A 13,076-nucleotide genomic window follows, 5' to 3' on the forward strand; every position below is an offset into this window, starting at 1 on the left:
CAATGCCTAAGCACGTTGGCCCTGAACGTGAGCGTCCGACCATGGCAAGCCATCGGCTTGACCTGCCCAGCCGCTGCGATATCTGCGGCAAAGCACGCTCCACCCGCAAACACCAGGCATGTAGCCGTATTCGCCAACAGACCAAAACGGCGGAATGGGCGGCTTTCATGGCTGAGCGTGAAGCGGCCAGACAGAACAAACCGCGTCGATACGCGCACTGATAATTAACACAGGCGGGACACGGGGAGCTGCAACTCCCCCACTGCCTCAAAGGAGAAGCACCATGCGATCACCTAAAAACCAAGGCGACAATGCAAAAGTAGAGGCCAAGCTACGCAAGTTGCTGGCCCTGGCACAGCGAGGCGAAGGTGGAGAAAAGGATAACGCCCAACGAATGCTGGAAAAGTTGCTAGCGCGTCACGGATTGACCATTGGCGACCTGGTCGACGACCGCCGCGAGATCCGATGGTTTCCCATTTCCACCAGTTACGACCGAAGGTTGGCGGCGCAAATCATGTCGAAGATATGCGACTCGGAATCGCCCGGTCTCTATATCAGCAAGGGAAGGCTCAAGAAAATTGGCGTGGAAGTCACACCATCAGAAGCTGTTGAGTTCGAACTTCACTACGAGACATTGCGCAAGGCACTCACCACTCACTTCGATGATGCCTTCTCTGCTTTCGTGCAGGCGAACCATTTGTTCCCAGCTACTCCGTCCGAGGACCAGCTTCCTTCTCAGAACGACCGCGACATGCGAGTCATGAGTATGGCATCCGTTATCCGGCCAACAGCAGTTAACCCGCGCTTAGAGCGGGAGGAGGCTGTATGACCGTCGCCCTGTTGCTTTACTTGTGCGCAGATGCGACTCGAACTAACTGTCAGGTAGTGAGGGTGGAAAGCTGGTACGGCCCCCACGCTTACGAGCGCTGTGTTGACGTCATGCTAGAAGTTAGCAATGCGATGACTGCAACAAACCGGGGCCGGCATCGGTTCGTTTGCGAAATCATCGACGAGGAGGCAGCATGAACACAGCCTTTATCCTGATGGCCCAATACGACGGTCAGGCGATCATCCCTCTGGAGCTGATCTGCCGAGACTATTTCACGCACCTAACGCCGGAAATGCTCCAACGTAAGGTGATGAGCGGCCATATCAAGTTGCCGATCACCCGCATCGAGCCGAGCCAGAAGTCGGCCAAGGGCGTCCATCTGAACGATCTGGCCACGTACTTGGATCTGCAGCACGCGGCCGCGGTTAAAGAGCACAACCAGCTCAACGGGTTAAAACACGCCTTTTGAGCCATTTCATTGATGCGGCGCCCAGTTGGACGGGCGCCCTCAATATCTTTTCATGCCATTCCCAACCCAAATAACGGTCCCCCTTGCCGCGCAGATGGGTATACCGCCGCATCGAATTCCAATCCCGGTGGCCGGAAACACTCGCTACACGCGGGATGTCCCAGCTCATTTCAAACAGGCGGCTGATGCCTTCATGCCGAAGGTCGTGGAAGTGCAGGTCCTGGATTTGCAGAAACTTGCAGGCTTTCGTCCAGGACGTGGAGATCGACTCAGGGCTGTAGGGGAATATATCGTCACCAGCCTTCGGCATTGTCTGGAGGATCTGCCATGCCTCGTCCGGCAGGTAACACCAAACATCGTTGCCGATCTTTTGCCCCGGGTTTTTCATGTCACGCACCAGCACTCGCTGGCCGGGCTCGTCCAGATCTGCCCAGCGAATCCTGGTGATCTCATCGAGCCGACGAGTGGAGAACAGGGCAAAGCCCACAACCTTCAGCATACATATGACAGTCGGCCGCCTCGCCTGCATGGCCTGGTAGTGCGTCAGCACGCTTCCCAGTTCATCCAGCGTCGGCCGGCGGTCACGCTCACGACTTTTCAGGTTGTAGCCCAGCTTGCGTAGCACACGCCGCGCACCGCCCATGGCGAGCGGATCGACCTGGTAGCCCCATGCGTCTTTGGCAATTGCCAGCACTGCGCCGAGGTGCGCTAGGTCATTGCCGGCGGTTTGTGGCTGAACGCCGCCGCCGTCCGCGCTCATTCGCCAAAGTGCGTAATCGACCAGGCACTGGGTGTTGATATCCGTATCGGTCAACTTGCCCAGGTAAGTCTCGCCAATGGCATTGAGTGTGCCGCGCTTGGTTTTGCCCAGCGGTTTGGCTTTCTCAACTTCAACCAGGTATCGATCTGTCATCTCTTTGACCGTGGCACCCTTGCGGTTTGCGCGCTCGATCGCACCAGGTTCATCCAGCTCCGCTCCGCGTTTACGCGCCCAAGCCTGCGCGGCCTGTTTTCGGGCGAAGGTCTGGCTCTCTTGGTAGACTTGCACTCCGTCGCGCTTGATGCGGATCTGAGCCGTGTAGCTCACAGTCCCATCCGCCAGTTTTCTTGCCCTGATAGTCGCCATATCGAAAGTGGTACGCGTCAGTTTTGAAGTGGTACATCGTACCACCGAGACCTGAGAAACGCCTGAAAACGCCCTAAAACACGCCTAGAACACGTTGAGTAAAATGCTAGATAAACAAAGCTTTAGCCCAGCAGAATCAAGCCTCGCACTGTCTCGGCGCTTCAGCGTTGCCCCCATGATGGACTGGACCGACCGTCACTGCCGGTTCTTCCTACGCCTGCTCTCCAAACACGCCCTGCTCTACACCGAGATGGTCACCACCGGTGCGATCCTCCATGGCGATCACGAGCGCTTCCTGCGCCACAACGAAGCCGAGCACCCGCTGGCCCTCCAACTGGGCGGCAGCGTCCCCGCCGATCTGGCCGCCTGCGCCCGTATGGCCGAAGCCGCGGGTTATGACGAAGTGAACCTGAACGTCGGCTGCCCCAGTGATCGTGTGCAGAACAATATGATCGGCGCGATCCTCATGGCGCACCCTGCCCTGGTGGCGGACTGTGTGAAGGCGATGCGCGATGCGGTGTCGATTCCGGTGACGGTGAAGCACCGTATCGGCATCAATGGGCGGGACAGTTATGCCGAGTTGTGTGATTTCGTCGGGACGGTGAGGGACGCCGGTTGCACCAGTTTTACCGTGCATGCGCGGATTGCGATTCTGGAGGGGTTGTCGCCCAAGGAGAATCGGGACATTCCGCCGTTGCGTTATGACGTGGCGGCGCAGTTGAAGCGGGACTTTCCGGCGTTGGAGATCAATCTCAATGGCGGCATCAAGACGTTGGAGCAGTGCCAGGCGCATTTGCAGACGTTTGATGGGGTGATGCTGGGGCGGGAGGCTTATCACAATCCGTATCTGCTGGCGGAGGTGGATCAGCGGTTGTTTGGCAGTGAGGCGCCGGTGATCAGTCGATCGGAGGCGTTGGCGCAGTTGCGGCCTTATATCGCTGAGCATTTGGCCGGTGGTGGAACGATGCATCACATTACTCGGCATGTGTTGGGGTTGGGCACTGGGTTTCCGGGGGCGCGCAGGTTCAGGCAGTTGTTGTCGGTGGATATTCATAAGGCGGCGGATCCGTTGGCGTTGTTGGATCAGGCGGGGGAATTGCTGGAAGGGCGGTGACTGGGTAGCAGATGGGCTTTCGTAGGAGCGAGCTTGCTCGCGAGAAATCCATAGGCGCCGCGCTTATTCAGAACGCACGCGTTATCGTTGACGTTTTTCGCGAGCAAGCTCGCTCCTACAGTATTGGGGCAGGCCCGGTGGCGATGGAGGCGCTATCGGGCAATTGGGTTGAACCTGCCATCGATTCTGGCCTCCTATTGAGCAGTACGGCCGGTATTTAACGGCTGTTTTCAGGTTGTTGCCCCGCGCAAACGACCTAACGCATTTGCGCCCTTGAGCGCCTGCCAGCGCTCGGGTAATGTCAACAGACCCACAGGACAGAGCACGCCCATGACTTCCAAGCTGGAACAACTCAAGCAATTCACCACCGTCGTAGCCGATACCGGCGATTTTTCTACCCTCGCCAAGCTCAAGCCGCAAGATGCGACCACCAACCCTTCCCTGTTGCTCAAGGCTGCGTCGATAGCAGGCTATGCCAAACTGCTGGATGACTGCGTGCAGGACTGCAATGGCGATGTTGGCCTGGCCAGTGACCGGTTTGCGGTGGCGGTGGGTCAAGAGATTCTTAAAGTTGTGCCGGGCCGTATTTCCACTGAGGTGGATGCCCGTCTGTCGTTCGACGAAGACGCGATTCTCAAGCGTGCGCACCGTCTGATCGATCTGTACGACAAAGCCGGCGTTAGCCGTGACCGTGTGCTGATCAAGATCGCCTCCACCTGGGAAGGCATCCGTGCTGCCGAGAAGCTGGAAAAGGAAGGCATCCAGACCAACCTGACGCTGCTGTTCTCCTTCGCCCAGGCTGTGGCTTGTGCCGAGGCGGGTGTGTTTCTGATTTCGCCGTTCGTGGGCCGTATCTACGATTGGTACAAGAAGGCCAACGGCAACGACTACACCGGTTCCGATGACCCGGGCGTGCAGTCGGTGACGCGCATCTACAACTACTACAAGGCCAACGGCTACAAGACGGTGGTGATGGGTGCGAGCTTCCGTAACCTGAGCCAGATCGAGGAGCTGGCCGGGTGTGATCGCCTGACCATCAGCCCGGACCTCCTGGAGAAGCTGGCGGCGGATGACGGCAAGCTGGAGCGCAAGTTGTCGCCAGGCCATGCAGGTGAGGCGCGGGTGCATATGACTGAAGCGCAATTCCGCTGGGAATCCAACGAGGATGCGATGGCGACCGAGAAGCTGGCGGAGGGGATTCGTCAGTTCGCGCGGGACCAGGAGAAGCTGGAGGCGTTGTTGACTGCCAAGTTGTAAGGCGGACGGCGACAAAAAGGGCGGCACCCTCGCGGGTGTCGCCCTTTTTTGTGTGCGCCAGTCTCTAGCCAGTCACAAATCAAATGTGGGAGGGGGCTTGCCCCCGATGGCGGTGGGTCAGTTGTGTATTTACTGACTGACACACCGCTATCGGGGGCAAGCCCCCTCCCACATTGGTATGTGTTTCGACAGGGAAGCCGTCAGTGGCGCTCGAGGGCGTTGACGAGGTCGTGGAAGGCTTCGCGATTGGACTCGTTCAGGCCCATCAGGATCTTGTGCGCTTCCAGCACCTTGATCCGCACGATTTCCTCGGACTGATCCTGGGACGGCAGGTCGGTCAGGCATTCCGGGCAGGGGATCGGGCGGTCAACGATGTTGAACACCTGGTCAAAACCCATGGACTGCAGCAGACGGGTGATGTCTTCGTGGGTGGTGACCACCGTCGGCAACAGGCCGACCTTCTGCCGCGACAGAATGGACAATTTGGCCAACAGGCCCAGGGTGGTGCTGTCGATGCTGCGGGTTTCGGTCAGATCGATCACGATCGCCGAGAAGTTCAGCGCTGTGAAGATCCGCTCGATCGTCGCATCCAGCGCCGAACACAGGGTCAGGCGCACTTCACCGACAAACTTCAGGACGAAGGTCCCGTCTTGCTCGGCGAATTGGATTCTTCCGGTACTCATCAAAGATTCCTGCTCAACACCAATAGGGCGATATCATCCGGCATCTCCCCCAGCGTGGCCAATCCAAAAACCTGCCGCAGACCATCCAGGCTGCCGCCCGCCGACTTGACCTTTTGGGGCAAGGCGGCTTCTTTCTCTTTAAGTGTAGGCTCTGGAAGAAGGTCCAGGATGCCGTCGGACATCAGCGTCAGGCTGAAGGTCGGCGGCAGTTCCAGGATGTGGTCTTCATAGGTGGCTTCATTGAACAAGCCCACCGGCAGGCCACGCCCTTCCAGGTAACGCACACTGTCAGGAGTGTACAGAACAGGCATCGGCAGGTGACCGCCAATGCTGTAGGTCAAAAGACCGGTTTCTTCATCGATCACGCCGCCAACCATCGTCACGTGCTTGCCCAGCTTGCAGCTGATCAGGCCCCGATTGATGTGGCCCAGCACCTCGGAGGGGGTAAACTCCGGCAGGGTGCCATTGCGCTTGGATTCGAACAACAACCGCGTGGTCATGAACTTCAACAACACGGTGACAAACGCAGAGGATGCACCGTGGCCGGACACATCGGCCAGGTAGAACGCCACACGCCGCTCATCCACACGGAAATAGTCGACAAAATCCCCCGACAGGTACAACGACGGGATGATCTGGTGCGCGAACTGGAAATCGTCGATGGTCCAGGGGCTCACCGGCAGCATGTTCATCTGCACCTGGCGACCGGCGTTCTGGTCTTCCTGGAGCAGGTTCAGGCTGGCTTCGAGCTCGCGGTTGGCAGTTTCGAGCTTTTCGCGGTAGCGCTGGTTTTCCTGGAGCAGGCGGGCACGGTCCAGGGCGCGACGCACCGAGTGTTCCAGCACCGCCAGGTCTTCCAGGGGCTTGATCAGGTAATCGGCGGCGCCCAGGCGCAAGGCTTCAACGGCGTCATTCATGACCCCGGCACCGGACACGACAATCACCGGTGTCTGCGGAGCAAGCTCGGTCACCTGGCGAATCAGTTCGAGGCCGCCCATCTGGGGCATGCGCAGGTCGCAGATCACGAGGTCGGGCTGGTCGCGCTCGAATACCTGGAGACCCTGTTGGCCGTTGCCGGCCTGCAGGACGCTGAAGCCACTGTCTTCCAAATAGGCCGCGAGGCTCGCGCGCACTACTTCGTCGTCATCGATTATCAGCAGCGTGGCACTGGTTTTCTGCATGTGGGCAAACGGCGCCAGAATTAGGTTGGCGTAGGTGGCTCGACAATGGCCGGGCGCACGTACTGGATTCGCTTTCTAGCCTCTCTGTCCTACAAAGCATTGGGATTTACCCCATGCACAACCGTAAAGCAGAGGTGCCCTTCTAAGGCGCAGACGGTACTCCCATCCGTGAGGGGTTTCAAGCTCATGCCGATGGTCGCCGAACGTCTTTACACGGCAAATCACCGGGAGTTATAAGAACGCTCATGACCACAACCCAAAGTAAGGATGGATGCTGTGAGCGAACATGAGCGCGACTACGCGGAAAAACGCGACTTCATCCGCATGCGGGTGGATGCCGATGTATCCTTGATCCACGCCGGGCAGGAAATTGCAGGGGTCTGCCTGGACCTTTCCAGCTCCGGCATGCAGGTGCAGGCACCTCGCCAGTTCAGCGTCGGTGACTTGCTGACCGTGCGCATCGATTCGGAGCACGCCGCACTCAGGGGTCTTGAGGCTGATACCGAGGTGGTGTGGGCCAAGGCCGTAGGCGATGAGCAGCAGCTGGGCCTGAAGATTTTGAAAATGCGCTGATCCACGCGCATAAAAAAGGCGACCGTTCAAAGGTCGCCTTTTTCATTTCAAAACGTCACAGCTTAAAAGTCGTCGACAACCTTGCCGTCCTTGACCTTGAACTCACGGTTCTGCAGGTAAGCGTTACGGATAAAGGTGTACTTGTCGCCGCTGATCAGCTTTTCGCTGTCGAGCAGGCTGGCACGGGTATCGACCACATTCAGGCCAAAGGTGCTGTTGCGCCAGCCGATATCGTTCATGTAGCGGTACGGTTGGGTGTAGCTGTCCACGTATTTGGACGGCGCATCACGCAAGGTGCTTGGGCCCATCAACGGGATCATCACGTAGGGACCGCTGCCGACGCCCCAGTAGCCGAGGGTCTGGCCGAAGTCTTCATCGCTGCGCTGCAGCCCCATTTTGGTGCCGACATCGATAAAGCCCAGCACGCCGAACGTGGTGTTGACCAGCAGGCGAGCCGTGTCGACGCCAGCATTGTGCGGCTTGAGCTGCAACACGTTGTTGGCCAAGTTGCCGACATCGCCGATGTTGCGAAAGAAGTTGTGAATACCGTCCTGCACCAATTGCGGGGTGACGAACTGATAGCCCTGGGCGATTGGCTTGAGGGCATAGGTATCAACGGTGTCGTTGAAGGTGAAGATCGGGCGGTTGACGCTTTCCCATGGATCATCTTCCGTCGCCGCCTGGGCGGCGAACGGTGCCATTAGGACGGTGGCACACACCGACAACTGAGCGAAGTACTGGCTCCAGCGCATAGCTTTTGCTCCTTGAATAGTCTGTCATGGGCGCTATGCCCTGAATAAGGCGGCCAGTATATGACGGAAGTGTGGATTTAGGCAGCTGCAAGGAAACGACTTTCATAATTTGCACAAAATTCCTACAAATACGCGCCGATGTCATCCACCTGTCATGCCGCCCCGATAGCGTTGCAGCTATTTCAGGGACGTTCAGATGCCACATGCCGAAATCGCCGTCGCCACTGCCCCCGCGTTGACCGCCGTGTTGTTTGGCCTGAGTGGCTGCCTGGTGGATTTCGGTTCCCAGGCCCGGCGCGACTCACCCTCCCCCGACTCCCAGGCCACACCCGGCGCGCTGAAAATCCTGCGCAGCCTGAAGGAGCAAGGCGTGCCCTGCGCCTGGCTGGATGAACTGCCGCCATCTGTCACCACGCCACTGGCCGCGTCCCTGCCCGCGTGGATCAAGGCCGCCTCACCCTCCACCATCCGCTGGCCGGCGCCCCACGCCTGCTGGCAAGCCTTGATGGAACTGAACATCGATCGCCTGGACGGCTGCGTGCTGGTCAGCGGCGAACCGCGCCTGCTGCAATCGGGCTTGAACGCCGGGCTGTGGACCATCGGCCTGGCCTCCTGCGGCTCGCTGTGCGGCGTGGCGCCGGAGCAATGGCAGGCGCTGAGCGAAAAGGAACGCGAGCACAAGCGCGGCAAGGCCACCGTGGCGCTCTATGGATTAGGCGTGCACTCGGTGATCGACCACCTCGGTGAGCTCGACACCTGCCTGGCCGACATCCGCCTGCGCCGCCTCAAAGGCGAAAAGCCCTGACAAGGATCATGCACAGTGGGCGCCGGTGGATTAATCTACACGTCAGTTCGTAGACCTTTCCCGGCGTGCCGCGGTCTATGCCAGTGCCTATCGATAAAAGGAAAGAATGTCATGCCTGATCGCGAGAAGTTACAACAGCAGGCCGATATCGTGCGCCAGCAACTGATCGATCATCCAGAGTTGCCCGCGGAAAAACGTGAAGCGCTTGAAGAGCTGGTTGCCAAATTCGACGTGCAGTTGCAACTGGAGCCGGCCACCCAGACACCCAGCATCGCTGACGATGTAAATCGGGCAGTGGAAGGTTTTGAACTGGACCATCCAGGTATTGCCGGGACACTGCGCAACATCGTGATAACGCTGGGCAACATCGGCATCTAACCTGCCTGCCAGCCTAGCGCAGATCCAAAATGTGGGAGGGGGCTTGCCCCCGATAGCGGAGTGTCAGTCACAGCATCTGTGTCTGAAACCCTGCAATCGGGGGCAAGCCCCCTCCCACATTGGGTTTTGTGTGCAGGCTTACTGGCGCGCCAGGCGTACGTTCTGGAACACCACATCCTCGGTGCTGCGATACGGGTTGATGTCCAGCCCACCCCGGCGCACATACCGTGCGTACACGGTCAGTTTCTGCGGCTTGAGCAAGCGCTGCAGATCGAGGAAGATGCGCTCCACGCACTGTTCGTGGAAGTCCGAGTGCTGACGGAAGCTCACCAGGTAGGCCAACAGGCTGGCGTGATCCAGCGCCGCACCGCGGTACTCCACCACCACACTGCCCCAATCGGGCTGGCTGGTGACCGGGCAGTTGGATTTGAGCAGGTGGCTGTGCACGCTTTCTTCCACCACACGCGAGTCATCACAGCGCAACAGTTCCGGGCGCGGATGTTCGTAGCTGCTGACGTTGATATCCAGGTCATCGATGCATACGCCCGGCAACGCCATCACGCCTTGCGCCTCGATCTCGGCGAGGCTGCGGATGCGCACGCTGACCGGCTTGCCGGCGGCGGCGCTGAGGTCGTTGCGCAGGGTCTCTTCCAAGCCATGAGTGTCGGCGAACGCGGTCTGGTTCAACGAATTGAGGTACAGCTTGAAGGACTTGGACTCGATGATGTTCGGCGAGTCGGCCGGGATGCTGAACTCACCGATGGCCACCACCGGCTTACCGGACGGCAGCAACCAGGACAGTTCGAAGCAGTTCCAGAAATCCACACCCTTGTAGGGCAGGGTCTCGGCGCTCAGGCCCAGCTCGGCCCACTTGGCCGCGCGAGGGATCGGGAACAGCAACGAAGGGGTGTACGTGGAGATGTATTCACTGGACTTGCCCAGCGGCGAATGTTCGGCTGCGGGATGCATGGCGGAAACCTGGCTAAATAAACCGCGCCAGTCTACCAGCCTTTGCTCCCGCCCTTAAGGAACGCCTTACTCAATGGTCAGCGTGCCCACCATGCCCGCCTGGTAATGCCCGGGCAGATTGCAGGCGAACTCAAGGCCGGTGGCCTTGCTAAAGGTCCACGTCAGCTCGGCGGTTTTGCCGGGTTCGACCAACACGCTGTTGGGGTCATCGTGCTTCATCGCGCCATGCTCCATTTTACTGTGGTCCATGGCCCCCATACCGGTCGCCGTGAGCATGCCGCTGGCCTGCATCTGTAACATTTCCTTCTGGTGTTCGGCGTGCATGGCCGCGTCGCCCAGGTTGAATTCATGCAGCAACCGGCCTTTATTGACCAACACAAAACGGACCGTCTCACCGGCCTTGACGTCGAGGGACTTGGGCGAGAAGGAAATATCCTGCAGCGTCACCTCCACCGTACGCGTGGCTTTGTCAGCCGGTGCCGGTTGGCCAAACGCGTAGGTGCGAGACGCATCAGCCAATGCATTGAAGCTCAACACCAGCAGGCAGCCCGCCAGCAACAGGGGTGTACGCAACGCCATCTTTCTTCTCCAAAAATACATAACCCGCTTGGGCAGCACTCTAAGATAAGCCCGCTGCCAGCGAGCTGACTGCTAGATTACAACTTTGTCAGGTTACCCCGTTGGCGCGCTCAGCCGCTTATTGTGGTAGGAGCGAGCTTGCTCGCGAAGAACATCAGCACGCTGCGTCAAGCCAGAGAGTACGCGTTATCGTTGACGTTTTTCGCGAGCGAGCTCGCTCCTACAGGGAAGCGTCCATCCTTTGCCAAGAGCCTTACATGAAACTGCTGATCGTCGAAGACCAACCGAAAACCGGCCACTATCTGCGCCAGGGCCTGGCCGAGGCCGGGTTTACCACCGAGTTGGTGGCCGACGGCACCAGTGGCCAGCACCTGGCGCTGACCGGCGACTATGACTTGCTGATCCTCGACGTGATGCTGCCCGGTCGTGATGGCTGGCAAATCCTGCAAGCGGTGCGCAGCGCCGGCCTGGACATGCCGGTGTTGTTTCTTACCGCACGCGACGCGGTGGAGGATCGCGTGCACGGCCTGGAGCTGGGCGCCGACGATTACCTGGTCAAGCCCTTCGCCTTCTCCGAGCTGCTCGCCCGCGTGCGCAGCCTGTTACGGCGTGGCGGCAGCGCGCCGCAGGACACCCACCTGCAACTGGCCGACCTGCGCCTGGACCTGATCCGCCGCCGCGTCGAACGCAGCGGCCAGCGTATCGACCTCACCGCCAAGGAGTTTTCCCTGCTGGAACTGCTGCTGCGCCGCCAGGGCGAAGTGCTGCCCAAGTCGCTGATCGCCTCGCAGGTGTGGGACATGAATTTCGACAGTGACACCAACATCATCGAAGTGGCGATCCGCCGCCTGCGCCTGAAAGTCGACGATGCCTTTCCCAACAAGCTGATCCACACGGTGCGCGGCATGGGCTATGTACTGGAGGAGCGCTTCACGTGATCCAGCGCCTGTCCCTCGCCAGCCGCCTGGCACTGTTGTTTGCCGCGTGCACCGCCGTGGTTTCGCTGCTCGCCGGCGTGTTGTTCAACCACGCCAGCGAGGCGCACTTTATTGAGCTGGACCAGCAGCAATTGGACAGCCGGCTGGTGACGCTGCGCAACACGTTGCAGGGTGTCGACTCGCCGCAAGCCTTCGCCCGGCGCGAACCCCAATTGCGCGCCGACCTCAACCATCAACCCGACCTCACCTTGCGCATCACCGCGGCCGGCCAGCGCTGGCTTGACCAGGCTCCCGGCGTGGCGTTGCCCGAGGCACCCGGCCTGCACAGCCTGCAGCAGGCCGGCACCGCCTATCGCGTGTACAACGCGACCTTGAGCCCCGGCCAACCTGGCTCAGCGCAGTTGACCCTGATACTCGACATCACCCACCACCAGCATTTTCTGCAACGCATGCAGCGCTTGATCTGGCTGACCGTCGGCCTCTCGGCCCTGGCCACCGCGCTGCTCGGCGCCTGGGCGGCGCGCCGCGGGTTGCGGCCTTTGCGGCGCATGGGCGAAGTCGCCGCCGGCGTGTCCGCCCATTCCCTGACGCAACGCTTGCCGCAGCAACAGATGCCGGCCGAACTGGCGGAGTTGGCGCAGACCTTCAATGCCATGCTGGGCCGCCTGGACGACGCGTTCCAGCGCCTTTCGGCCTTCTCCGCCGATATCGCCCACGAACTGCGCACACCGCTGTCGAACCTGCTGACCCAGACCCAGGTCATTCTCACCCAGCCGCGCCCACTGGAGGATTACCGCGAAGCGCTGCACAGCAACCTGGAGGAATTGCAGTGGATGGCGCAATTGGTCAACGACATGCTGTACCTGGCCAAAGCCGACCACGGTTTGCTGACCCCCAAGCGCGAGCCGTTGGCACTGGCTGATGAAGTCGAGGCGTTGCTGGAGTTTTTTGCGCTGCTGGCCGAAGACGCGCAGGTTTCGCTGGTGTGCGACGGCCATGCCCACACGTCCGGTGATCGCGGCATGTTGCGCCGAGCCCTGTCCAATCTGTTGGAGAACGCACTCAGGTTTACCCCGGCGGGCGGCGAAGTGCGGGTGCGCATGGCAGACGATGAGCGCGGCGTGAAGCTGACGGTGGAAAACACCGGGGAAGGTATTTCGAAAGATGTGTTACCCAAGCTGTTCGATCGCTTCTACCGGGCCGATCCGGCGCGGCGCGAGGGCAGCAGCGAGCATGCGGGGCTGGGGCTGGCGATTACCCAGTCAATTGTGCGGGCACATGGGGGGAGGATTTATTGTGAGTCTGGGGCGGGGTGGACGCGGTTTGTGATTGAGTTGCCCAAGGGAGATTGATGCAAGCTGTACCGGCCCTATCGGGGGCAAGCCCCCTCCCACAGTGGACCCCATTTACTCAGGAGAAATGA

16 protein-coding genes are annotated in these 13,076 nt (G+C 59.9%); 10 read left to right on the forward strand and 6 right to left on the reverse strand.

Annotation, left to right across the window (positions count from 1 at the left end; translation table 11 throughout):
• Positions 1–2: 2 nt before the first annotated feature.
• The 3 genes from BFQ00_RS27495 (at position 3) to BFQ00_RS00430 (ending at position 1,298) form a co-directional block, all read left to right on the forward strand.
• Positions 3–221 (forward strand): hypothetical protein, encoded by a 219-nt coding sequence (locus BFQ00_RS27495; protein WP_083227278.1) that lies wholly within the window; start codon positions 3–5, stop codon positions 219–221.
• Positions 222–283: 62 nt separating this feature from the next.
• On the forward strand, positions 284–829 hold the full coding sequence (locus BFQ00_RS00420) for a DUF2786 domain-containing protein (RefSeq protein ID WP_065932307.1): 546 nt from the start codon (positions 284–286) through the stop codon (positions 827–829).
• A 193-nt stretch (positions 830–1,022) separates the two neighbouring features.
• Entirely contained in the window at positions 1,023–1,298 is a 276-nt protein-coding gene (locus tag BFQ00_RS00430; protein ID WP_065932309.1) for a pyocin activator PrtN family protein, read from the forward strand.
• On the opposite strand, the gene BFQ00_RS00435 is transcribed toward BFQ00_RS00430, so the two are convergent.
• Positions 1,273–2,424 carry a site-specific integrase gene (locus BFQ00_RS00435; protein ID WP_065932310.1) on the reverse strand — a complete coding sequence of 384 codons (1,152 nt, stop codon included), beginning with the start codon at positions 2,422–2,424 and terminating at the stop codon, positions 1,273–1,275. The genes BFQ00_RS00430 and BFQ00_RS00435 overlap by 26 nt on opposite strands.
• Positions 2,425–2,527: 103 nt before the next feature.
• Between BFQ00_RS00435 and dusA the strand changes: the two genes are divergently transcribed.
• Both dusA and tal read left to right on the forward strand, forming a co-directional pair.
• Positions 2,528–3,538, forward strand: a complete 1,011-nt coding sequence (gene dusA, locus BFQ00_RS00440) for a tRNA dihydrouridine(20/20a) synthase DusA (RefSeq protein ID WP_065932311.1) — start codon at positions 2,528–2,530, stop codon at positions 3,536–3,538.
• A 330-nt stretch (positions 3,539–3,868) separates the two neighbouring features.
• Positions 3,869–4,795 (forward strand): transaldolase, encoded by a 927-nt coding sequence (gene tal, locus BFQ00_RS00450; RefSeq protein ID WP_065932313.1) that lies wholly within the window; start codon positions 3,869–3,871, stop codon positions 4,793–4,795.
• Positions 4,796–4,995: 200 nt separating this feature from the next.
• Here tal and rssC read toward each other — a convergent pair whose 3' ends face one another.
• Both rssC and rssB read right to left on the reverse strand, forming a co-directional pair.
• On the reverse strand, positions 4,996–5,478 hold the full coding sequence (gene rssC, locus BFQ00_RS00455; protein ID WP_017848891.1) for an anti-sigma factor antagonist RssC: 483 nt from the start codon (positions 5,476–5,478) through the stop codon (positions 4,996–4,998).
• Entirely contained in the window at positions 5,478–6,659 is a 1,182-nt protein-coding gene (gene rssB / locus BFQ00_RS00460) for a two-component system response regulator RssB (RefSeq protein ID WP_065932314.1), read from the reverse strand. The genes rssC and rssB overlap by 1 nt, the downstream gene beginning before the upstream one ends.
• Before the next feature lie 276 nt (positions 6,660–6,935).
• Here rssB and BFQ00_RS00465 point away from each other — a divergent pair, with 276 nt between their 5' ends.
• The gene (locus BFQ00_RS00465; RefSeq protein WP_065886361.1) at positions 6,936–7,232 is read left to right on the forward strand and encodes a PilZ domain-containing protein; all 297 of its coding nucleotides are present in this window, start codon (positions 6,936–6,938) and stop codon (positions 7,230–7,232) included.
• 62 nt (positions 7,233–7,294) lie between these two features.
• Here BFQ00_RS00465 and BFQ00_RS00470 read toward each other — a convergent pair whose 3' ends face one another.
• Positions 7,295–7,933, reverse strand: a complete 639-nt coding sequence (locus BFQ00_RS00470) for an MlaA family lipoprotein (protein WP_370671219.1) — start codon at positions 7,931–7,933, stop codon at positions 7,295–7,297.
• A gap of 247 nt (positions 7,934–8,180) precedes the next feature.
• Here BFQ00_RS00470 and BFQ00_RS00475 point away from each other — a divergent pair, with 247 nt between their 5' ends.
• Positions 8,181–8,789 (forward strand): phosphatase, encoded by a 609-nt coding sequence (locus tag BFQ00_RS00475; RefSeq protein ID WP_065886359.1) that lies wholly within the window; start codon positions 8,181–8,183, stop codon positions 8,787–8,789.
• 111 nt (positions 8,790–8,900) lie between these two features.
• Positions 8,901–9,167 (forward strand): DUF4404 family protein, encoded by a 267-nt coding sequence (locus BFQ00_RS00480; RefSeq protein ID WP_065932315.1) that lies wholly within the window; start codon positions 8,901–8,903, stop codon positions 9,165–9,167.
• Positions 9,168–9,305: 138 nt separating this feature from the next.
• Here the strand turns inward: BFQ00_RS00480 and queF are convergent, their stop codons facing one another.
• Complete coding sequence (queF, locus tag BFQ00_RS00485) at positions 9,306–10,136, reverse strand: NADPH-dependent 7-cyano-7-deazaguanine reductase QueF (RefSeq protein ID WP_065932316.1); 831 nt, start codon at positions 10,134–10,136, stop codon at positions 9,306–9,308.
• Between the two features lie 66 nt (positions 10,137–10,202).
• A complete protein-coding gene (locus BFQ00_RS00490; RefSeq protein WP_065932317.1) occupies positions 10,203–10,715 on the reverse strand; it encodes a copper-resistant cuproprotein CopI in 513 nt (170 codons plus the stop codon).
• Between the two features lie 257 nt (positions 10,716–10,972).
• Here BFQ00_RS00490 and BFQ00_RS00495 point away from each other — a divergent pair, with 257 nt between their 5' ends.
• Positions 10,973–11,653, forward strand: coding sequence for a heavy metal response regulator transcription factor (locus BFQ00_RS00495; RefSeq protein WP_065932318.1), 681 nt, complete (start codon positions 10,973–10,975; stop codon positions 11,651–11,653).
• Positions 11,650–13,005 (forward strand): heavy metal sensor histidine kinase, encoded by a 1,356-nt coding sequence (locus BFQ00_RS00500; protein WP_065932319.1) that lies wholly within the window; start codon positions 11,650–11,652, stop codon positions 13,003–13,005. Before BFQ00_RS00495 ends, BFQ00_RS00500 begins: the two co-directional genes overlap by 4 nt.
• Positions 13,006–13,076 lie beyond the last annotated feature (71 nt).

This window comes from Pseudomonas sp. 28 E 9, assembly GCF_900004785.1.
Lineage (GTDB): Bacteria > Pseudomonadota > Gammaproteobacteria > Pseudomonadales > Pseudomonadaceae > Aquipseudomonas > Aquipseudomonas orientalis_A.

What these genes read in the sequence shown, in the direction of transcription:
- BFQ00_RS27495 (WP_083227278.1), top strand. Translation starts at nt 3, where the DNA reads ATGCCTAAGCACGTTGGCCCTGAACGTGAGCGTCCGACCATGGCAAGC.
- BFQ00_RS00420 (WP_065932307.1), top strand. Translation starts at nt 284, where the DNA reads ATGCGATCACCTAAAAACCAAGGCGACAATGCAAAAGTAGAGGCCAAG.
- BFQ00_RS00430 (WP_065932309.1), top strand. Translation starts at nt 1,023, where the DNA reads ATGAACACAGCCTTTATCCTGATGGCCCAATACGACGGTCAGGCGATC.
- BFQ00_RS00435 (WP_065932310.1), bottom strand. Translation starts at nt 2,424, where the DNA reads ATGGCGACTATCAGGGCAAGAAAACTGGCGGATGGGACTGTGAGCTAC.
- dusA (WP_065932311.1), top strand. Translation starts at nt 2,528, where the DNA reads ATGCTAGATAAACAAAGCTTTAGCCCAGCAGAATCAAGCCTCGCACTG.
- tal (WP_065932313.1), top strand. Translation starts at nt 3,869, where the DNA reads ATGACTTCCAAGCTGGAACAACTCAAGCAATTCACCACCGTCGTAGCC.
- rssC (WP_017848891.1), bottom strand. Translation starts at nt 5,478, where the DNA reads ATGAGTACCGGAAGAATCCAATTCGCCGAGCAAGACGGGACCTTCGTC.
- rssB (WP_065932314.1), bottom strand. Translation starts at nt 6,659, where the DNA reads ATGCAGAAAACCAGTGCCACGCTGCTGATAATCGATGACGACGAAGTA.
- BFQ00_RS00470 (WP_370671219.1), bottom strand. Translation starts at nt 7,933, where the DNA reads ATGGCACCGTTCGCCGCCCAGGCGGCGACGGAAGATGATCCATGGGAA.
- BFQ00_RS00475 (WP_065886359.1), top strand. Translation starts at nt 8,181, where the DNA reads ATGCCACATGCCGAAATCGCCGTCGCCACTGCCCCCGCGTTGACCGCC.
- BFQ00_RS00480 (WP_065932315.1), top strand. Translation starts at nt 8,901, where the DNA reads ATGCCTGATCGCGAGAAGTTACAACAGCAGGCCGATATCGTGCGCCAG.
- queF (WP_065932316.1), bottom strand. Translation starts at nt 10,136, where the DNA reads ATGCATCCCGCAGCCGAACATTCGCCGCTGGGCAAGTCCAGTGAATAC.
- BFQ00_RS00490 (WP_065932317.1), bottom strand. Translation starts at nt 10,715, where the DNA reads ATGGCGTTGCGTACACCCCTGTTGCTGGCGGGCTGCCTGCTGGTGTTG.
- BFQ00_RS00495 (WP_065932318.1), top strand. Translation starts at nt 10,973, where the DNA reads ATGAAACTGCTGATCGTCGAAGACCAACCGAAAACCGGCCACTATCTG.